General features: G+C 37.3%; 16 protein-coding genes and 1 tRNA gene. 3 read left to right on the top strand and 14 right to left on the bottom strand.

The genetic code is table 11. The features are described 5' to 3' along the window. Nucleotides 1-3: 3 nt before the first annotated feature. The 9 genes from KKC46_16925 to KKC46_16885 all read right to left on the bottom strand — a co-directional run bounded on the left by KKC46_16925 (nucleotide 4) and on the right by KKC46_16885 (nucleotide 9,327). Nucleotides 4-1,311 (bottom strand): dihydroorotase, encoded by a 1,308-nt coding sequence (locus KKC46_16925; GenBank protein MBU1055484.1) that lies wholly within the window; start codon nucleotides 1,309-1,311, stop codon nucleotides 4-6. Further along, on the bottom strand, nucleotides 1,295-2,233 hold the full coding sequence (locus KKC46_16920) for an aspartate carbamoyltransferase catalytic subunit (GenBank protein ID MBU1055483.1): 939 nt from the start codon (nucleotides 2,231-2,233) through the stop codon (nucleotides 1,295-1,297). The genes KKC46_16925 and KKC46_16920 overlap by 17 nt, the downstream gene beginning before the upstream one ends. A gap of 12 nt (nucleotides 2,234-2,245) precedes the next feature. Continuing rightward, nucleotides 2,246-2,785, bottom strand: a complete 540-nt coding sequence (lepB, locus tag KKC46_16915; GenBank protein ID MBU1055482.1) for a signal peptidase I — start codon at nucleotides 2,783-2,785, stop codon at nucleotides 2,246-2,248. A gap of 158 nt (nucleotides 2,786-2,943) precedes the next feature. Beyond that, nucleotides 2,944-3,411 (bottom strand): phosphatidylglycerophosphatase A, encoded by a 468-nt coding sequence (locus tag KKC46_16910; protein ID MBU1055481.1) that lies wholly within the window; start codon nucleotides 3,409-3,411, stop codon nucleotides 2,944-2,946. Nucleotides 3,412-3,486: 75 nt separating this feature from the next. Beyond that, on the bottom strand, nucleotides 3,487-4,428 hold the full coding sequence (locus tag KKC46_16905; GenBank protein MBU1055480.1) for a universal stress protein: 942 nt from the start codon (nucleotides 4,426-4,428) through the stop codon (nucleotides 3,487-3,489). 18 nt (nucleotides 4,429-4,446) lie between these two features. Continuing rightward, nucleotides 4,447-7,140, bottom strand: coding sequence for a bifunctional acetate--CoA ligase family protein/GNAT family N-acetyltransferase (locus KKC46_16900; protein MBU1055479.1), 2,694 nt, complete (start codon nucleotides 7,138-7,140; stop codon nucleotides 4,447-4,449). 21 nt (nucleotides 7,141-7,161) lie between these two features. After that, on the bottom strand, nucleotides 7,162-7,623 hold the full coding sequence (locus tag KKC46_16895; protein ID MBU1055478.1) for a universal stress protein: 462 nt from the start codon (nucleotides 7,621-7,623) through the stop codon (nucleotides 7,162-7,164). A 240-nt stretch (nucleotides 7,624-7,863) separates the two neighbouring features. Continuing rightward, nucleotides 7,864-8,577, bottom strand: a complete 714-nt coding sequence (locus KKC46_16890; protein ID MBU1055477.1) for an N-acyl homoserine lactonase family protein — start codon at nucleotides 8,575-8,577, stop codon at nucleotides 7,864-7,866. 24 nt (nucleotides 8,578-8,601) lie between these two features. Continuing rightward, nucleotides 8,602-9,327: a pyridoxine 5'-phosphate synthase gene (locus KKC46_16885; protein ID MBU1055476.1), complete on the bottom strand. Its 726-nt coding sequence runs from the start codon at nucleotides 9,325-9,327 to the stop codon at nucleotides 8,602-8,604. A gap of 161 nt (nucleotides 9,328-9,488) precedes the next feature. Between KKC46_16885 and KKC46_16880 the strand changes: the two genes are divergently transcribed. The 3 genes from KKC46_16880 to KKC46_16870 all read left to right on the top strand — a co-directional run bounded on the left by KKC46_16880 (nucleotide 9,489) and on the right by KKC46_16870 (nucleotide 10,982). Then, nucleotides 9,489-9,641, top strand: coding sequence for a hypothetical protein (locus KKC46_16880; GenBank protein ID MBU1055475.1), 153 nt, complete (start codon nucleotides 9,489-9,491; stop codon nucleotides 9,639-9,641). A 383-nt stretch (nucleotides 9,642-10,024) separates the two neighbouring features. Beyond that, nucleotides 10,025-10,345, top strand: a complete 321-nt coding sequence (locus KKC46_16875; GenBank protein MBU1055474.1) for a hypothetical protein — start codon at nucleotides 10,025-10,027, stop codon at nucleotides 10,343-10,345. Between the two features lie 25 nt (nucleotides 10,346-10,370). After that, the gene (locus KKC46_16870) at nucleotides 10,371-10,982 is read left to right on the top strand and encodes a DUF502 domain-containing protein (protein ID MBU1055473.1); all 612 of its coding nucleotides are present in this window, start codon (nucleotides 10,371-10,373) and stop codon (nucleotides 10,980-10,982) included. Nucleotides 10,983-11,019: 37 nt separating this feature from the next. Here the strand turns inward: KKC46_16870 and KKC46_16865 are convergent. The 5 genes from KKC46_16865 to KKC46_16845 all read right to left on the bottom strand — a co-directional run bounded on the left by KKC46_16865 (nucleotide 11,020) and on the right by KKC46_16845 (nucleotide 17,246). Next, a tRNA-Gln gene (locus KKC46_16865) sits at nucleotides 11,020-11,093 on the bottom strand. A 111-nt stretch (nucleotides 11,094-11,204) separates the two neighbouring features. Further along, the gene (gene gltX / locus KKC46_16860; GenBank protein MBU1055472.1) at nucleotides 11,205-12,611 is read right to left on the bottom strand and encodes a glutamate--tRNA ligase; all 1,407 of its coding nucleotides are present in this window, start codon (nucleotides 12,609-12,611) and stop codon (nucleotides 11,205-11,207) included. A gap of 119 nt (nucleotides 12,612-12,730) precedes the next feature. Further along, nucleotides 12,731-14,068, bottom strand: a complete 1,338-nt coding sequence (locus KKC46_16855) for a YihY family inner membrane protein (protein ID MBU1055471.1) — start codon at nucleotides 14,066-14,068, stop codon at nucleotides 12,731-12,733. Between the two features lie 43 nt (nucleotides 14,069-14,111). Continuing rightward, nucleotides 14,112-16,790: a DUF748 domain-containing protein gene (locus KKC46_16850; protein MBU1055470.1), complete on the bottom strand. Its 2,679-nt coding sequence runs from the start codon at nucleotides 16,788-16,790 to the stop codon at nucleotides 14,112-14,114. Nucleotides 16,791-16,823: 33 nt separating this feature from the next. Beyond that, the gene (locus KKC46_16845) at nucleotides 16,824-17,246 is read right to left on the bottom strand and encodes a universal stress protein (protein MBU1055469.1); all 423 of its coding nucleotides are present in this window, start codon (nucleotides 17,244-17,246) and stop codon (nucleotides 16,824-16,826) included. Nucleotides 17,247-17,340: the final 94 nt, after the last annotated feature.

The raw sequence follows: 17,340 nt of genomic DNA, 5'->3' as shown, positions 1-17,340 counted from the left end.
AGTTCAGGAAATTATATTTTCATATACAATTTTTCCGGCCACCATTGTAAGATATGTTTTTCCTTTGATTTTCCATCCATTAAACGGGGTGTTACGGCCAAGAGAACAAAATAAATCCGAATCAACAGTGTATGGCATATTTGTATCAATAACTGTAATGTCTGCAATGTTTCCCTTTTTTATGCTCTTGTCAAAACCTAAGATGCGTGCCGGATTAGAAGACATTTTTTCTATCAGTACGGAAAGACTGATAATGCCTTCCTCAACAAGCTTTAAGCCAAGCGAAACAGATGTTTCAAGACCGACAATTCCGTTTGCAGCCAAATCAAATTCAACATCTTTTTCAAGGCTGGAATGCGGGGCATGGTCGGTTGCGATAACATCAATTGTTCCATCGGCAAGCCCTTCTCTGATTGCATTTCTGTCAGTTTCGGATCTAAGAGGCGGGTTCATCTTTGCATTGGTATTATAACCACAAACGGCTTCTTCTGTAAGGGTAAAATAATGCGGGGCAGTTTCAGCAGTAACCGGAAGACCTCTTTTCTTGGCATCTCTTATGGCCCTTAGGGATTGGGAAGTACTTACATGCGCTATGTGAAGATGTGCGCCTGTAAGTTCGCATAAAGCAATATCTCTTGCAACCATTATGCTTTCAGCTTCATTCGGTATTCCTGCCAAACCCATTCTTGTAGAGACAAAACCTTCATTCATTGATCCGCCCGATGAAAGTTCACTTACTTCGCAATGCGAAATCACAGGTAACCCGAACCCCTTAGCATATTCCATTGCTCTTCGCATGAGGCGGCTGTTTGATACGGGATGTCCATCATCGGAAATTGCTACTGCTCCGGCTTCTTTTAAATCGCCATATTCACAAAGCCTGCTTCCGTCAAGACCGACACTTATTGCTGCAACAGGATACACATTTACTTTTCCAACATCTTTGGCCCTGTTTAAAATATATCTGGTAACTTGACTGTTATCATTTACGGGAATGGTATTTGGCATTGCGCAAACGCTTGTAAAACCACCTGAAGCAGCTGCAAGTGTCCCTGATTCAATTGTTTCTTTATATTCCTGCCCGGGTTCCCTTAAATGAACATGCATGTCAATTAATCCCGGAACAACTATTTTGCCGGAAGCATCAATTATTCTGATAGCAGTATATTTTTTTAATAATTCAGAAGTATTGCTTTCAGATTTCTCCAAAGGCGTTATATCGATTATCCTGTCGTTTTTTATAAGGATATCCATAACCCCGTCGATGTTCCCTGGGTCTATAACCCTTCCACCCTTAATCAGAGTCAACATTTCGAATACCTCCGGTGGTTAGATACAAAAGAGCCATACGTAATGAAACACCATTTGTCACCTGATCAAGAATAATTGAATAAGGTCCGTCTGCCAATTCGGATGAGATTTCAACCCCTCTGTTTATAGGGCCGGGATGCATAATCAGAACGTCTTTTTTTGCTTTTTTGATCCTTTGCCGGTTAAGGCCAAAAATTTTGGAATATTCACGATCGGAAGGATATAAAAAACTGTTCTGCCTTTCTTTCTGTATCCTTAACATAATTATTACATCTGCGTTTTTTACGGCAACATCTGAACTTTCTGCAACATGAGCGCCAAGACTTTCTATACCTTTTGGAATCATTGTTAAAGGGCCGGCAACAACTACATTGGCCCCCATTTTAGTAAAGCCTGTAATGTCTGATCTAGCAACTCTGCTGTGAGATATATCTCCAATTATTGCAATTTGCAGGCCCTTTATAAAGCCTTTCTTTTCTCTTACCGTCATTATATCCAAAAGCGCCTGGCTGGGATGAGCATGCATTCCATCACCGGCATTGATTATTGATGTTTTCAGCACTTTTGCAAGCATATGTGGTGCTCCTGCCGAAGAGTGCCTGATAATAATTACATCCGGGTTCATAGCTTCAAGATTTTTAGCAGTATCTATTAAAGTTTCTCCTTTAACAATACTGCTGGAAGATTTTGATATGGAAATACTGTCAGCGCTCAAACGTTTCGCAGCCAGTTCGAAAGAAGAACGGGTACGGGTGCTTGCTTCATAAAAAAAAAGTACCACAGTTTTGCCTCTTAATGTCGGTACTTTTTTTACCGGTCTTCTTGAAATTTCTTTTAACCGGTCAGCGGTGTCAATAATAAAAGTAATTTCTTCTGCTGAAAGGGATTCCATATCAAGAATGTGTTTCCTTTCAAACTGCATATTGCACCTGCCTTATTTTAATATTTTTCCAAGCCTGTTCCACCTGACTCCGAAATTGTCCCCATCCCAGGACCAGTATATAATCATCGCCTTGCCCTCTAAAGCCTTCAGGTCAACGAAACCCCACCATCTGCTGTCATAGCTGTGATCCCTGTTGTCTCCCATAACAAATATTGAATGAGGAGGCACTTTAACAGGCCCGAAATTGTCTTTCGGCTTATCACCTGTAGGGAAAGGATCGGTAAACTGACCATAAATATCTTTGATAGGCTCATTATTTATATAGACTTTTTTATTGCGGATCTCAACGATATCCCCCTCAAGTCCAATAACTCTTTTAATAAAATCTTTACTGGGATCTTCGGGAAACTTGAAGACAACGATATCAAATCTATTAGGTTTTTTTAAATTTATCAGGGTTGTTCTTAAAAAAGGAATTTTAACTCCGAATATGAATTTATTTACGAGAATATGGTCTCCTATCTGAAGCGTTTCCTGCATCGACCCCGAAGGAATCTTAAAAGCCTGTACAACAAATGTCCTTATAAACATGGCAAGAATTACGGCTATAATAATCGCCTCTATATTTTCCCTGAGAGCGCCCTTCTTTTTTGTCTCTTTCTTTATAGCTTCGTCTTTGCTTACAGTCTTAATATTCTTTGATTTCAATTTATATTAGATACCTTTTCTGTTTGTTAAGTTCTTTTAGGTTAAATCAAACCGGTTGAATAAAATATTACCCGTAAAATACAGTTGCCAATTATCCCGGCTACAACGTCATCCATTACTATTCCAAATCCCCCTGAAAGCCTTTTTTCAACTGAGCAAATTGGAAACGGTTTTATGATATCTAACAACCTAAAAACAAAAAAACCTGAAATTACAGTAATAAAATTAAATGGCATTCCTATAAGGGTTACCATAATTCCTGCTATTTCGTCAATTACAATACTGCCGGAATCCTTTTCCTGCAATATCCTTTCGGCTCTATCTGAAATCCAGATTGAAAATAAAATGAAAAAGGCTACAAAGATTATGACATAAAACAATGCCATTTTGGATAAAAAAAAGCAAAATAAAAGCCCCTCGATAGTGCCAACTGTACCGGGAGCTTTTGGAATATTCCCAACATAAAAACCGGTTGCAAGGAATAAGACCATCTTTTCTTTAAAATTCATATTACATTTTTATATCCTGATGCTTTTTTTGTCAAGAAACTGTATTAAATAAATGATATATATGTGTATTATACTCTAATTTACCACCCAGACGGCATACTTTTTTGCCATATGCAAAATCTTTCTGCTTACTCTTCCAATAAAATACTCTTGAGTTGCAGAAAGCCCGCGCCTTCCAAGCACGATAGTTCCATAACCGCCCTCTTTTGCTTCCGCTATAATACTGACGGCCCTGCTTGCTCTATCTGTAAGAATTTTTTCCGATATTCTTGATGGATCAATACCTGCGGAAATAAGTTTTTTTTTGGCTTCTTCCATAGCCGGTTTAATTTTATTTATGTTTGCTTCATTCCAGTCTTTTTCTATCTTTGCAATGGAAATTTCACTTAAACTTTGCTGCTCAATGCCAAGAGATCTTATTACATGGCATATCATTATCTCGGAATCAGTGTTATTAAGCATTGCGCCCACAGTTGTAACACATTTCATAGAGCCTTTTGATCCGTCAAATGCTATAAGAAATTTTTTTGCATTGGGCTTGCCTCCAATAACCACAAGCGGCATATTAACTAAATTCCCGATCAGTTTGTTTGCCACGCTTCCCAATACAATTCCTTTAGCATTGCTGATTCCGGTACGCCCGGCTATAACTGCTCTATATTCTCCGCTATTAGCTTCCTGCAAGATATCTCTGGCTATCCCGGCTTTTCTTCCCTGGATCATAATTGACAAAGCTTCAGCCGGAAATCCGGCATTAATAAGAATTTTAGTGGCTTTGTTCATTGCTTCATTGACGAGTTGTTTCCGCTGCGCTGCCCATGCTTTTACAGGCGCTAATTTTGAACGGAAATCAGGATTTTTCCCCAAATCCCAGAAAGATTCAGGTAGTTCCGAATCAACATAAAAAAAAACCACTTTTATATTTTTGGGTTTAAGAATACTTCCAACATAACGTACTGCAGCAAGAGATTGTTTGGAGCCGTCAACAGGAATAAGTACTTTGATTATTTTTTTCATAGTATCTCCCCTATTAAATTATTTATTTATAATATCATATGGCTTTGTAAGATCAATTATCAATTGGTATTCATTTTCATCAGGAACTCTTTCTATTTTAAAACCCAGTTTTTTACCCATAGCCAGCATCTGCGTATTTTCAGCAAGAACGGTTCCCCATACCTTTTCAATACCATGATCTTTTGCAATATTAAGACAGCGTCTTAAAAGAGTGGCCCCGATCCCTTTCCCGTGCCAATTATCGCCTACAAGAACTGCAAATTCAGCATGTTTGGGGTTTCGTTGACTAATAACACGCGCAACACCAACAATTTTTTCGTCATTTCCCGACTCGAGAATAGCAACAAGAGCAATTTCCCTGTCATAGTCGATCTGTGTAAATCTCGCCAGCATAGTCGGAGAGATATATTTTATGGGCGCAAAAAACCTGAAGTAGATACTTTGCGGGGAAAGTGTTTTAAAAAGCTCTTCTAAAAGAATGGCGTCTTCAGGTCTTATTGGTCTTACAAACAAGCTGATATCTGTACCGATAGTAATATGGCTTTCATGCTGGTTCGGATATGGACTTATTATAAGATGCATGGGTGCTTTGGTTTCAGCAGGTTTTATAATGACCCGCGCATCAACGGCACATGCCGAGTTTTCTGCAAAAAAAATAGGGTTTATATCCAGCTCTTCTATTTCAGGGAAATCTGCTGCAAGCTGGGCAAGACGCATAAGAATCTCTTCAAGCAGATATAAATCTGAAGAATTATTAGCCGCCTGACCTTTTAAAACCCGGTAAACCTTGGTTTCTTCCATAAGCCTTCTCGCAAGAAGCCGATTAAGCGGAGGAAAAGCTATTGCCCTGTCTTTTAAAACTTCGGTCATTATACCACCCATTCCGAAAAGAATTACCGGACCGAATTCTCTGTCTTTTTTTATTCCCAATATAACCTCAAAATCCGGGCGTTGCAGCATGGGCTGAATTGTAACACCGTCGATTTTTGCTTCGGGCTTGCATGAAAGACAACTGGATAAAATGTTTTCATATGATTTTTCCACATCCGATACACTGTTTAAACCAAGACGTATTCCATTTACGGAAGTTTTATGTATAACATCTTTTGAACAGATTTTCATGGCAACCGGAAATCCTATCTCTTTGGCTTTTTGTACAGCTTCTTTTGCTGAATTTACCAATTCGGTTTGATTAGTCGGAATACCATAAGAAAGAAGTAAAGACTTTGCTTCGACTTCGTTAAGAAGAAACTGTTTATTTTCTATTGCACTTTTTATAATCATAGCTGCAGTTTCCCGGTTGTAATTAAGCTTTCCGGGAAGCCTGGCAGGTATTTCCTGAAGCATTTCTATGTTTTTTGCATGCTTGTCAAGATCCATGAAAGCTCTGACAGCGCGTTCGGGAGTGTCAAATGTCGGAATGCCGGCATCATTTAATATCTGACGGCCTTTTTCAACACCCGCACCGCCAAGCCATGAAGTAAAAACGGGAAAAGGATTGTTCTTAAGAAAATCCGCAAGCATTTTTGCAATATTTTCGGGATCATTCAAGCCCTGTGGAACAAGAATTACCAGCAGACCGTCTATTTCGGGAGCATCGATACAGATTTTAACGGCTTTTAAGTATCGATCATGGTCGGCATCTCCGATTAAATCAATCGGATTTGAATGGCTCCAGTAGTGCGGAAGTACTTCATCGAGTTTTTGTATAGTTTCTGCCGAAAGAGCTATGGGCTCCATTCCGTAATCGGAAAGTGCATCAACTGCCATAACTCCCAGTCCTCCGGCATTAGTAATTATTGCAAGGTTCGGGCCTGACGAATGTGGTTTTTTTGCAAGAAGTTCAGCACAGTCAAACAGTTCTTCAAAAGTCTTAACACGTACAATACCTGCGCGTTTAAATGCAGCATCATAAATATCATCTTCTCCTGCAAGCGCCCCGGTGTGAGAAGCAGCAGCAGCAGCTCCGGCTCTTGTCCTACCGGATTTTAGTGCAATAATTGGTTTAATTCTTGATACCGCACGTGCAGCACTCATGAGATATCTGATATTTGTCAGATTCTCCACATACATAACTATGCTGCCTACATTCGGATCCTGTCCGATAAAATCTATCATATCTCCGAAATCAACATCGAGCATTGAGCCTACGCTCACAAAATAACTGAATCCGATTTGCTCTTTTATCGACAAATCCATAACAGACGAGCATATTGCCCCGCTTTGCGATATAAATGCCATTTTTCCCATTATAGGCATCTGACCTGCAAAACTGGCATTCAGATTCGATTTTGTACACACTACTCCAAGGCAGTTTGGTCCTATTATACGAATACCGGAAGATTCAGCTTCTTTTTTTATGGCATTTTCAATTTCTTTTCCCTTTTGGCCGGTTTCTTTACCTCCTGCCGAAATAATTACAGCACCGCCTACTCCTGATTTTGCACAAGCGTTTACTATTTTCGGAGTATAAGCAATTGGAATAGCTATAACAGCAAGATCCACCGCTGCATCAATATCAGCTATCGAAGGATAGGCTTTAAGCCCCCACATAACCTTATGCGAAGGATGAACAGGGTATAGGTTCCCCTGGTATTTGCCATTAATCAGATTTTTCATAATGGCAAAGCCCACGCTTTCTTTTTTTTCACTGGCACCTATTACTGCAATTGATTTGGGTTGAAATATCTTATCCAGATTGTCAACGCCCATAACGATTAAACTCCTATGTTACTAATCTATCATTTTTTTTGCTTTATATGGTTTTATCAACATCATTGGAATTGGTGTGGTTTTTGTCACTTTTTCGGCAACAGACCCAAAAATTAATTTATCGATACCTTTTCTTCCATGAGTACCCATTATGAGCAGGTCTATATCTTTTTCATTTATGTAATTAATAATTTCTTCCGCTGCATCACCATTTACAATAGAAATTTTAATTTTTTCAGGCTCTTTGAAATATTTTTCTGTAAATTCCTCAATACTTTTCCTGCCTCCGTCAACAATAGCACTTTCAAAAAGATCAACGGAAGGATGTGGCACATATATGCTGGTAAAATATTGAAAAGCTCGTGCAACAAACAAAACGTGAATTTCAGAATTAAATTTATCTGCCATTTCTGTTACATAAGGAACAATTTTTGGAGATGCTTCTGAAAAATCAATGGGGAATAAAATTTTTTTAAATTCCATATCTAATCCTCCTTAATATTATTAAATTACGCACTTTAATTATGTTTAAGCAAATGATATGCCACTGGAAAAGACATGGTTAGCAGAATATAACAACTTGAAATGCAATTTAATCAATATGATATACCAAGCAATTAATACGCAGTAATAAAAAAACGCCGGTCTTTGTCGATATTTTTTACAAGGTGTAAAATATATAGCAAAATTTAAGAGTTGGGTAAATATCTTTCATGCATATTTTCAAGGAATCTGTTTTTGTCTTCCTATTGAAATATCATGAAGAGGTATTAAAATATCAGCCAGATTTTTTATTTTCTGCGCAGACTCATAGGCTTTAATAACATCAATGTGAACACCTGGACATATTGCAGGCCCTTTTTCAGGAAAGTTTTTTTCATTGCAGCAAAAGCCTGTAATAACAGCTCTTCCTTTTGCAGTGTTAATAGAAACTGACTGTCCTCCTACCGTATGACCTGGTGAAAAAATTACTTCAATTCCGTCTTCTATTTTAACATCTCCTTCTATTTCAACGACATTAACATCATCGAGAACATCAGGATAATATCTGTGATCTATAGGATGAGGGTTTTTGAAAAAGTCCAGTTCGGCTTTTTGCACATATACAACGGCATTTTTACATTTATAATCATTTTCGCAATGATCATTATGAAGATGGGTATGAATTATTATATCAATCTCTTCAGGTGTAAGATTAAAAGATTCAAGCGCAGATTCAAACTCTAATACTTTGAATCCACATTTTTTTTCGGTTTCTTCCGATACGACAAACTGTTCCAGGCCAGTATCGACTATGATATTTTTATCTCCACCTTTAATATAAAACATATAAACGGGAAGAAGTATTCTTTTCCCATAGTCACGAAGGTAGGTCATAATTCCCTGGTCTGTTTCATTTATACCCACCGCACACGGATGTATTGTATATTCTTTCATAACTTTTGTAATGTTCTCAATTTGTCATCTTAAATCTTTAATAAGAGCTATCATATCTTTCACGGCTCTTTCCATGCCAACCATAACGGCTCTTGCTATAATGCTGTGGCCAATGCTGAATTCACTGATTTCATTTATGCCCTTAAAGGCTTTTATGCTTTGATAACATAAACCATGTCCTGCATTTACTTTCATTTTCAGCTTATTTGCCAGTATAGCGCAATTGCGTATATCGGAAAGCACTTTTTCTTTTTTTGTCTTTGTTTTAGCCTCAACAAAAGAGCCGGTATGAAGTTCAACCATAGAAGCATGGATTTTATGTGCCAGTTTAACCTGTTCGGGTTCCGGGTCGATAAAAATACTGACAGGGATTCCGGCATTTTGAAGAGTTGCTACACATTCTGAAATTGCATTGGCGTGAATTAAAAGATTAAGCCCTCCTTCTGTTGTTAATTCGCTACGTTTTTCCGGAACAAATGTAACTACATCAGGTTTTACACTAAGAGCTATTTCTATCATTTCAGAAGTAGCGGCCATTTCCAGTATAAGTTTTGTCTGAACTATATTTCTTAATATTTTTAAGTCATTATCCTGTATATGACGCCGATCTTCTCTAAGATGAATTACAATTCCGTCAGCACCGGCAAGTTCAGCCAGCACCGCTGCGTAAACCGGGGCAGGGTAACTTACATTTTCTCTAGCTTTTCTGAGTGTGGCTACATGATCTACATTTACGGCAAGTCCGGCCATTTTACACCCTCCGATTTAATTTAAGGTAATAGCTTGTAAAGTTTAATATTTTATGATATTAAACTTTAAACTAAAAATTAGTTCCAAGGCAAGATAAAATTATTATTTACAAAAACTATTTTTATTCAAGACAATAAAATTTTCAGAAGGAAAAACAGGCTATGTCGGTAAAACATCCTGAATGCCCACTATATAATCCGTTAAATTGTAAAGAATATTACAACCCCAAGCTGTGTGCTTTTGTTAGAAAAGACAGAGTATGTCTTAAAAAGAAAAAGCCGAAACTAAAGAAGACTGAAAAAAAAGAAGGCTGAAAAGAATAAAGACATAATAAAGAATTATGATGGCAATATTCAAAATTAATGAAGAAGATATTTATTTGATTGTAAAGCACGGAAGATGTTAATCTCTTTTCCCACCAAATAAAAAATCATTGCTGCTATATTAGAAAAAATAGTCGGAAAATTCCTGTTTTTTTATTGCGGACTTAATTCTTAATTCCATAATTTAAATATGCTTTTATCTTTATAGCGTTTTCCAAAATATTGACTTTTTTGACAGATGGCTTTACATATTACCGTGAGTTGTTTGAGTAACATGTTGATGTTTAATATTGGTAATAGCTATAATTACATTCTCGATTTAAAAAAATTGAAACCAGTAAGGTGAAAAAATATTAGAAAATATGGAGGATAGCATGTTTAACAATTTCAAAAAATTAACAATATCATTGATAATTTTCTGTCTGATTATTATACCGGCAGCTTCTTTTGCATCAACGGAAAACGAATCGGCTACAGAAGAAAAAGGCCCGAATGCACTCGAATATACGTTGGACCTTTTGATCGCAAGACCTATTGGTATTGTCCTTGTTCCTGTCGGAGCAATACTTTTTGCTGTTGCCTATCCGTTTACGCTGATCGATGACAGTACAGATAAAGCTTATGACGCTCTTTTAGGTGAAAATATCGATTATACTTTTAAAAGATCTTTAGGTGAGGATCTGCCTTTATCATAGAAATAATCAAACAAGAAAGATAAATATGGAAAGATTTAAATCCTTTTTTAAAACATCTCTTATCGGTGGAATTACGGTTATTCTTCCCATGTTCATTTTCGTGATGGTAACAAAATGGCTGTTTGTCTGGGTTACAGATATTATACGGCCCATCACAAGTCTTGTTGTTACGCAATCTCATCTCAGCCAGTTTATTGCCGATGCGCTTATTATTGCTCTTATTATAATAAGTTGTTTCATTATTGGAGTTATTGTTAAAACTAAAGCAGGGCAATACATACATACACGTCTTGAGAAACGTATGCTCAGGGTTGCACCAGGTTATTCTGTTATCAAGGAAACCGTAATGCAGTTAGTAGGGAAAAAGTTTCCTTTCTCTGAAGTTGTTCTTGTGAGAATCTATGAAAACAGCTCTCTCTTAACAGGTTTTATAACAGATACGCATAAGGATGGAATTTATACAGTCTTTATTCCGACATCTCCAAACCCTACATCCGGTTATATATATCATCTTAAAAGTGAATTCGTTTATCACGTTGATATTTCAGTAGAAGAGGCTATGAGAACCATACTTACCTGCGGAACAGGTTCGGGGAAAATTATAGACTCATATCTAAAGCAAATTGCTGAAAAATAAAGGTGTTCTACAGGATTTTTTACGAAGAAAATAAAAATGGCTGGGGGACCAGGATTCGAACCTGGGTTAACGGGGCCAGAACCCGTCGTCCTGCCGCTAGACCATCCCCCATTTAGTTTTATGTCTTTAATCTTCAGCCTGCTTCAATGCGTAACAAGCGTGCCAATACTATTGAATGAGAAAATGATAGTCAAGATAATTTTCCCGGAGATTGTTACAAAATCAGCTTTTTTTATTCTCAATAAACAATGCTGCCCTTTTTAACCTTTCAAGAGATTTCTCTTTTCCAAGAACATTTAAGATTTCAAAAATTCCGGGGCTGATTGTCTTTCCGGTTAAAGCTACTCGAACCGGCTGTGCAATTTTTCCGAGTTTTAGCCCGGTTTGTTCCATAACTTTAAGAAAAACGTTTTCAAGGTTTTTTTCATCAAATGATCCAAGAGGCTCAAGTAATGCAATAAGTGTTTTGAGAATTTCAAGAAAATCGGATGTTAAAAATTTTGAGGCCGCATCCTGCTGATATGAAATCGTATCCTGAAAATAAAACTCTGCGCTTTCAGCCATTTCTTTTAAAGTTTTGCTTCGGGCATTAAGCGTTTTTATTACACCTTCTATAAAAGGTACTTCTTTGATTTCAAACCCAAGATTATTTAGAAACGGGGCAAGATGACTTATAATTTTTTTGGGCTCGGCTAATTTTATATGCTCCGCATTTAAAGCAAGAAGCTTATTTATATCAAAAATCCCTGCCGATCTTCCTATATTTTCAAGCGAAAATTTTTCTATCAGCTCGTCTCTTTCAAAAAATTCCTGATCGCCGTAAGACCAGCCAAGCCTTGCAATATAATTGATGAAAGCATCAGGCAAATATCCCATATCTTTGTATTCGGTTACAGACATGGCACCATGCCGTTTGCTCAAACGGGTTCTATCGCTTCCCAGCACCATTGGAACATGACCGAAAGTTGGCAGAGGATGCCCGAGAGCATTGTATATAATTATCTGCTTTGGCGTATTGTTGACATGGTCATCGCCCCTGATTATAGTATTAATGGACATAGTTATATCATCTACAACTACAGCAAGATTGTATGTAGGAGTTCCATCACTTCTACAGATTATAAAATCATCAAGTTCAGTGTTCTGAAAAACGATATTGTTTTTTATGACATCACGCACAACAGTTGTACCATCAAGAGGAGCCTTTATGCGGACAACGGCATTATCAGTTTTCCCCAAGCCTTTATCCCTGCATGTGCCGTCATATTTAGGCTTTTTACCGCTTGCCATAGCGGCCGCTCGCATTTCATCTAGTTTTTCAGGCGAGCATGTGCAATAGTATGCATTCTTTGAGTCAATCAGCTTTTGTATATATTCCAGATAAATATCAAATCGTTTAGATTGAAAGTAGGGGCCTTCATCCCAGTCAATGCCAAGCCATTCCATTGCTTCAAATATTGCATCAACAGAAGCTTGTGTTGAGCGCTGGGCATCTGTGTCTTCGATTCTTAATACAAAGCGCCCTTTCATATGACGCGCATAAAGCCAGTTAAACAAAGCGGTTCTGGCGCCGCCCACATGCAAATAACCTGTAGGACTTGGCGGAAAGCGGGTAATAACGGTATCCATTTTTTATATTAGTCTCCAATAAAAATAAAAATTCCTGTCAGACAACGGCCTGATAACATACCTGCCAGCTTAGTACAAGTAAACAAAATTAACGAGCTTTACAAAAAAAACCGCATGAATTAAATATTTTTCAGCAAAGTGTTTGATGGCGATTTTTCTATGGTTTCAGCGAAAGTTTTCAATCTTTTGGATAGAGAATTAAAGGAATCCGTACGTGCAGTTGGAATTGTATCAATGCCGTTATTTTCGAGAGCATTAATAATAAAAGAAACGGAAAAGTCGTTTATATCGCGGGCAGGCTGATAAGCGGTTCCGCAATTGCCTTCTGAAGTAGTATCAGATATCAGACCGCAAGCAATAAGATCATTTAAAATTTCCTGAACAAGCCGGATAGGGATATCGAGAGTATTACATATTTGGTTAACTGTTACGGGCTTTTCACCCTGAATGAAATTCATTACAAGCATATGGCTGATCTGCAGGCTTAATAGTTTTCTGAATAAAGGACTGATATTTTTTCTGTCCGGCTCAAACTCATAGGCATCTACATTTTGGTGTGCAAAAGATATCTCGGCACCGAAAAGCATTATAAACCAGCTTAGCTGCAGCCATAGCAAGAACAAGGGAAGCGCCGCAAAACTGCCGTAGATGGTATTGTATTTTGATACTCCAACCTGGAAAAATATATAAAACTTTTGGATAACAACAAAAATTGTTCCTGCAACAATCCCTGCAATAAGACCGGAAGCAAAAGGCACCTTTTGATTAGGCATGAAGATATAAATAAAAGTGAAAAGTACCCATATAAAACAATATGGAAGCATTTTTATAGTAATTGCAACAAGCGGAGTGAATATGCCCAGTATAGCTATTTTTTGTGTTATCTGTGGAAGATTTGTAGAAATCAATACCATTGCACTGCTTGACATGATTAAAAGAAGAGGACCAAACATAAATAAAGAAAGATAATCACTGAATTTTCTTCCAAAAGAACGAGACTTTTTAACTCCTGAGATATCATTAAAGGTGTCTTCTATCTGACTTAAAACATTTATAACAGCCCATAGAAGTACTACCACACCCACACCGGCTATAACTCCACCCTTGGTATTTTTAAGCATATTATTGGAGAATTCCAATATCTGCATTACCATTACTTCCTGACCGGAAAACTTTTCCATAAGCTGTTCTTCAAGAAGTTTTTGTAATCTGAATCCCTTGGCAATAGCAAATGCCATTGCTGCAACCGGAACTACGGAAAGAAGCGAGTAATAAGTAAGGGCGGAGGCTCGAAGCGGACATTTGTCATAAACAAATTCTTTTGCTGCGATAATGATGATTCTTAATCCTTTGAGAATAAAACGCTTTATAATGTTAAGATCCTTTATACGTATTCTCCATACATCTTCTCTTATAAAATCAATAATTCCAGCAGCCTTTTTCAACAGACCTTTCATGAACCATTTCCTTATATCTAAAGTATTTATTTAGTTGGCTCTTCTATTTAAGATTAAGTCCTACATACGCAGCTCCAGCACCTTCGGATTTTTCTTTAGAAATTAACTCAGCTTCAACTAAAAATATTCTTTCAGGGTTGATCTGCTGTGATTTTTGCAGAAAATTTTTCACCTGCCTGGCACGTTGTTCCGCAAGAAATTTCAGATCACTCTCTGTTACCTGTATATGATCAATGCTTAACTTTTTCTTTTCAAATAAATATTGAATAATAGCCTGCCGATCTTTATCCTTGTCGGCATATCCCTTTACCTCAAGGGACACTAACGGTTTGTCCGTTAATATCTTTTGGAGAAGTTGCAGCTTGTCTTCACTCTGTGGGGAAAGATCAGCCGTTCCAAAATCAAAGTTCACATTGCTTAGCTGATCTGCGCCGGGATATAATGAAGTAAGAAGTGAAAAAGGAGAAGTTGCAGCCTTTCCAACAAGATTGACAAGCATTTTAACGATAACTTTCCATACGCTGAATTCCGGGTCATCAGTTCTTCCTGAAACAGGCAATTTGAGATTTATTTTGCCTTGATAGTCTTTTAGCAGGGAAACTGCAAGGCTAACAGGCAAACTGGTAGCATCCGGGCTGTCAACAGAATTGCCGAAAGTAAACTGATCGATAAAAACATCATTTTGCGAATCGAGTTTCTTTTTATTAATAAGGTATTTCAGATCAAGAGAGAGTTTGCCTTTGTTTATTGTATACCCCATATATTTTCCGGAATAAGGCGACTCTGAACTTAAATCTATGTCTTTAAAACTTGTATGCAAATCCACAAAAAGATCATCCTTTAGCGGATTTATGCTGCCTGTGATCGACAAAGGAGAAGTATTATCAAGCTTGCCTGACAATTCAACCTTTGCAGCTTCAGTTTCCAGCGACGTCAGCCCTGTAATTGATCCTTTGATATTTACAAGTTCCGTTGAATAATTTGGGTTGATGCTCCTGTCAACAAACCTGATGTTACCGTTGTTGACCGAAACTTTGCCGATCCGTATTTTTTCAATGCTTTTATTGTTCTCCTCTTTCCTGGGTATAGTACTATTCTGATCCTGTTTAACCACATTGTTTAAGTTGAGCTTACCATCAGCATTTACGACAATGCCTGCGAAAAAATCATTCAGTGAAATTTCTTTAATATCAACATAGGTCGGGTTAAAGCCTGCATCAAGAGTATTGAAGTTAAGCGTATTTATTTTGAAAAAGTCATCCTTATTCTCTTTGTCTACAGAAGCAAAATCAGAAAGTACGGCACTTCCTTTATATGAAATTTGCGGATGTTTCATATTGTCCTGTTTCATTGTAAAAGTGCCTTTGGTTGATACACGCCCTTTTGTCACAATTACGCGTATCTGATCGGTGAAATAGGACTGCACCCATGCCGGTTCCATTCCTTCAATACTTATCTCGGAATCACATTTTAATGGGTCTATTGCAAATATTGCCTTTGTTGAAATCATACCCTTCTTGTTCAACCTGCAGGAAAGCTCTGCCATACCGCCCTTTGTTGTATCTATGTTATGAGCGCTTATGTTCAGATTATCGGCTGCAAGATTAACAGGGTCTGAAGTTGACTCATCCAAGAAGTATAAGTTGCCGGATTTAAGCTTAACCTGATCTATTTGAATTGGAAACGGTTGGCTTTCAGTTTTCGCTTCTGTTTCCTGAGCGTTTATTTTCCGTATAATAGCATTTAAATTTATCTCACCTGATTTATCACGCCTGATATATAATTCAGGGTTTGTAATATCAATGCCGGACAGATGTGCATTTCTTTCAGGAAACGCAATGTCGGCAATTTTGATAGAAAGACCGGAAATAAAGATAAGCGGGAGATCTTTTGTATCATAAATTTTGAGGTTGTTTAGCCCTAATGTGCCTGAAACATGAAAAGCAGGTGATTTGTCCCGAGGCTGGATATATTCAATGTTTGCCTGAGCATCAAGAGTTCCCGATGGTATCTTAACCTCTATTTCCTTCGGCAGATAATCCATATAGTATGGGATCTCGATCCCTTTTAGATTGATATTAAAAACAGTTTCAAGACTTCCGGCAAATGGTTTTGATTTGCCTTCGATTACAAGGGCAGTGCCATTTATGTTTGCCCTGAAATACGGTTGCACAAATATATCGTCACTTTTTTTCATATTGGATAAAAACAGAAGAGCAAAAGAAATATCTGAAGCTTTATGCTGCTTGTTCTTAGGTAAATCAAAAAAATTAATTTGGCCGCCCGACACCTGGATATTACCTAAATAAAATCTGAAAGGTTCTTTTTTTGTATCCTCTTTTGCGCCGTTTTCCTGAATAAGGTCTGAAAAATTATATTGCTGTGAAGTTTTATGTATGATGTTTACATAGGGTTTGGATACACTTATTTCTTTAATAACTAAAGCTTTTTTGAGCAAGGATTCAATCTGAGCATTTATATAGAGTTCGGCTATTGATGCAAATATATCCTGATTCTGCTGATCTTTAATGACAAGGCCTTTTACCTTAGCAGATATTATGTAAGGATTGGTTTTTATATCCTCAATTGAGACTGTGCGGTGGAGGCTTTCAGTAAGGTTTTTGGTTAGTATGGACTTTAGAATGGAAGGAAGAATAAAAAATCCGAAAACGGTATAAACAACAATAAAAACAAGCGTTCCGATTACGATTTTTTTGGGCATGAACCATATCCCTTCATGACAAGCTATTAACTTTTATTTAACCATCATAACTGGGCATGGAGCTAATATCGCAATTTTATAGCTTATAGTGGCCCACCCTTCGCCTGTACGAACTTCTTCTATCTTATGTGATTTTAAAATTATAAGATCAATTTTATGCTCCTGAACAGCCCTTATAATATCCGGCACTCGTTTACCAATTGAAATTTCCGTTTTAACGGGAATGCCATGATTTTTATAATCAAGCGCTATTTCATCCATTTTCTTCTGAGCGCGGTTTTTCAGTTTTTGGTAAAAGCTTATAAGATCTTCATCCTCAATGCCCTCTATCTTTTCAATCACATGGATTAGCGTAATTTCTCCCATATCTTTTGAAATCATAGAGATTGCTATATCAAGAGCTTTTTGGCTGCTTTTGGTAAGATCACAAGGGACAAGAATATTTTTAAATGTCATAATTTCCTCCTGAACGGGCTAATTGTACTTTATAACTATTTAATCATGTTATCTTTTTTTATCACTATTATATTAACGCTTTTTTATAGCTAAA

The sequence above is a fragment of the Pseudomonadota bacterium genome, assembly GCA_018817425.1.
In the GTDB taxonomy this organism is placed as follows: Bacteria; Desulfobacterota; Desulfobacteria; order Desulfobacterales; family RPRI01; genus RPRI01.
Note: the sequence above shows the minus strand (reverse complement) of the source record. Positions and strands in the feature narration are given on the sequence as shown.

Coding starts and splice junctions, on each gene's coding strand:
- KKC46_16870 (MBU1055473.1), top strand. CDS start 10,371: ATGGAAAGATTTAAATCCTTTTTTAAAACATCTCTTATCGGTGGAATT.
- KKC46_16875 (MBU1055474.1), top strand. CDS start 10,025: ATGTTTAACAATTTCAAAAAATTAACAATATCATTGATAATTTTCTGT.
- KKC46_16920 (MBU1055483.1), bottom strand. CDS start 2,233: ATGCAGTTTGAAAGGAAACACATTCTTGATATGGAATCCCTTTCAGCA.
- KKC46_16850 (MBU1055470.1), bottom strand. CDS start 16,790: ATGCCCAAAAAAATCGTAATCGGAACGCTTGTTTTTATTGTTGTTTAT.
- KKC46_16855 (MBU1055471.1), bottom strand. CDS start 14,068: ATGAAAGGTCTGTTGAAAAAGGCTGCTGGAATTATTGATTTTATAAGA.
- KKC46_16890 (MBU1055477.1), bottom strand. CDS start 8,577: ATGAAAGAATATACAATACATCCGTGTGCGGTGGGTATAAATGAAACA.
- KKC46_16885 (MBU1055476.1), bottom strand. CDS start 9,327: ATGGCCGGACTTGCCGTAAATGTAGATCATGTAGCCACACTCAGAAAA.
- KKC46_16925 (MBU1055484.1), bottom strand. CDS start 1,311: ATGTTGACTCTGATTAAGGGTGGAAGGGTTATAGACCCAGGGAACATC.
- KKC46_16910 (MBU1055481.1), bottom strand. CDS start 3,411: ATGAATTTTAAAGAAAAGATGGTCTTATTCCTTGCAACCGGTTTTTAT.
- KKC46_16905 (MBU1055480.1), bottom strand. CDS start 4,428: ATGAAAAAAATAATCAAAGTACTTATTCCTGTTGACGGCTCCAAACAA.
- KKC46_16880 (MBU1055475.1), top strand. CDS start 9,489: ATGTCGGTAAAACATCCTGAATGCCCACTATATAATCCGTTAAATTGT.
- KKC46_16845 (MBU1055469.1), bottom strand. CDS start 17,246: ATGACATTTAAAAATATTCTTGTCCCTTGTGATCTTACCAAAAGCAGC.
- KKC46_16900 (MBU1055479.1), bottom strand. CDS start 7,140: ATGGGCGTTGACAATCTGGATAAGATATTTCAACCCAAATCAATTGCA.
- lepB (MBU1055482.1), bottom strand. CDS start 2,785: ATGTTTATAAGGACATTTGTTGTACAGGCTTTTAAGATTCCTTCGGGG.
- KKC46_16895 (MBU1055478.1), bottom strand. CDS start 7,623: ATGGAATTTAAAAAAATTTTATTCCCCATTGATTTTTCAGAAGCATCT.
- gltX (MBU1055472.1), bottom strand. CDS start 12,611: ATGGATACCGTTATTACCCGCTTTCCGCCAAGTCCTACAGGTTATTTG.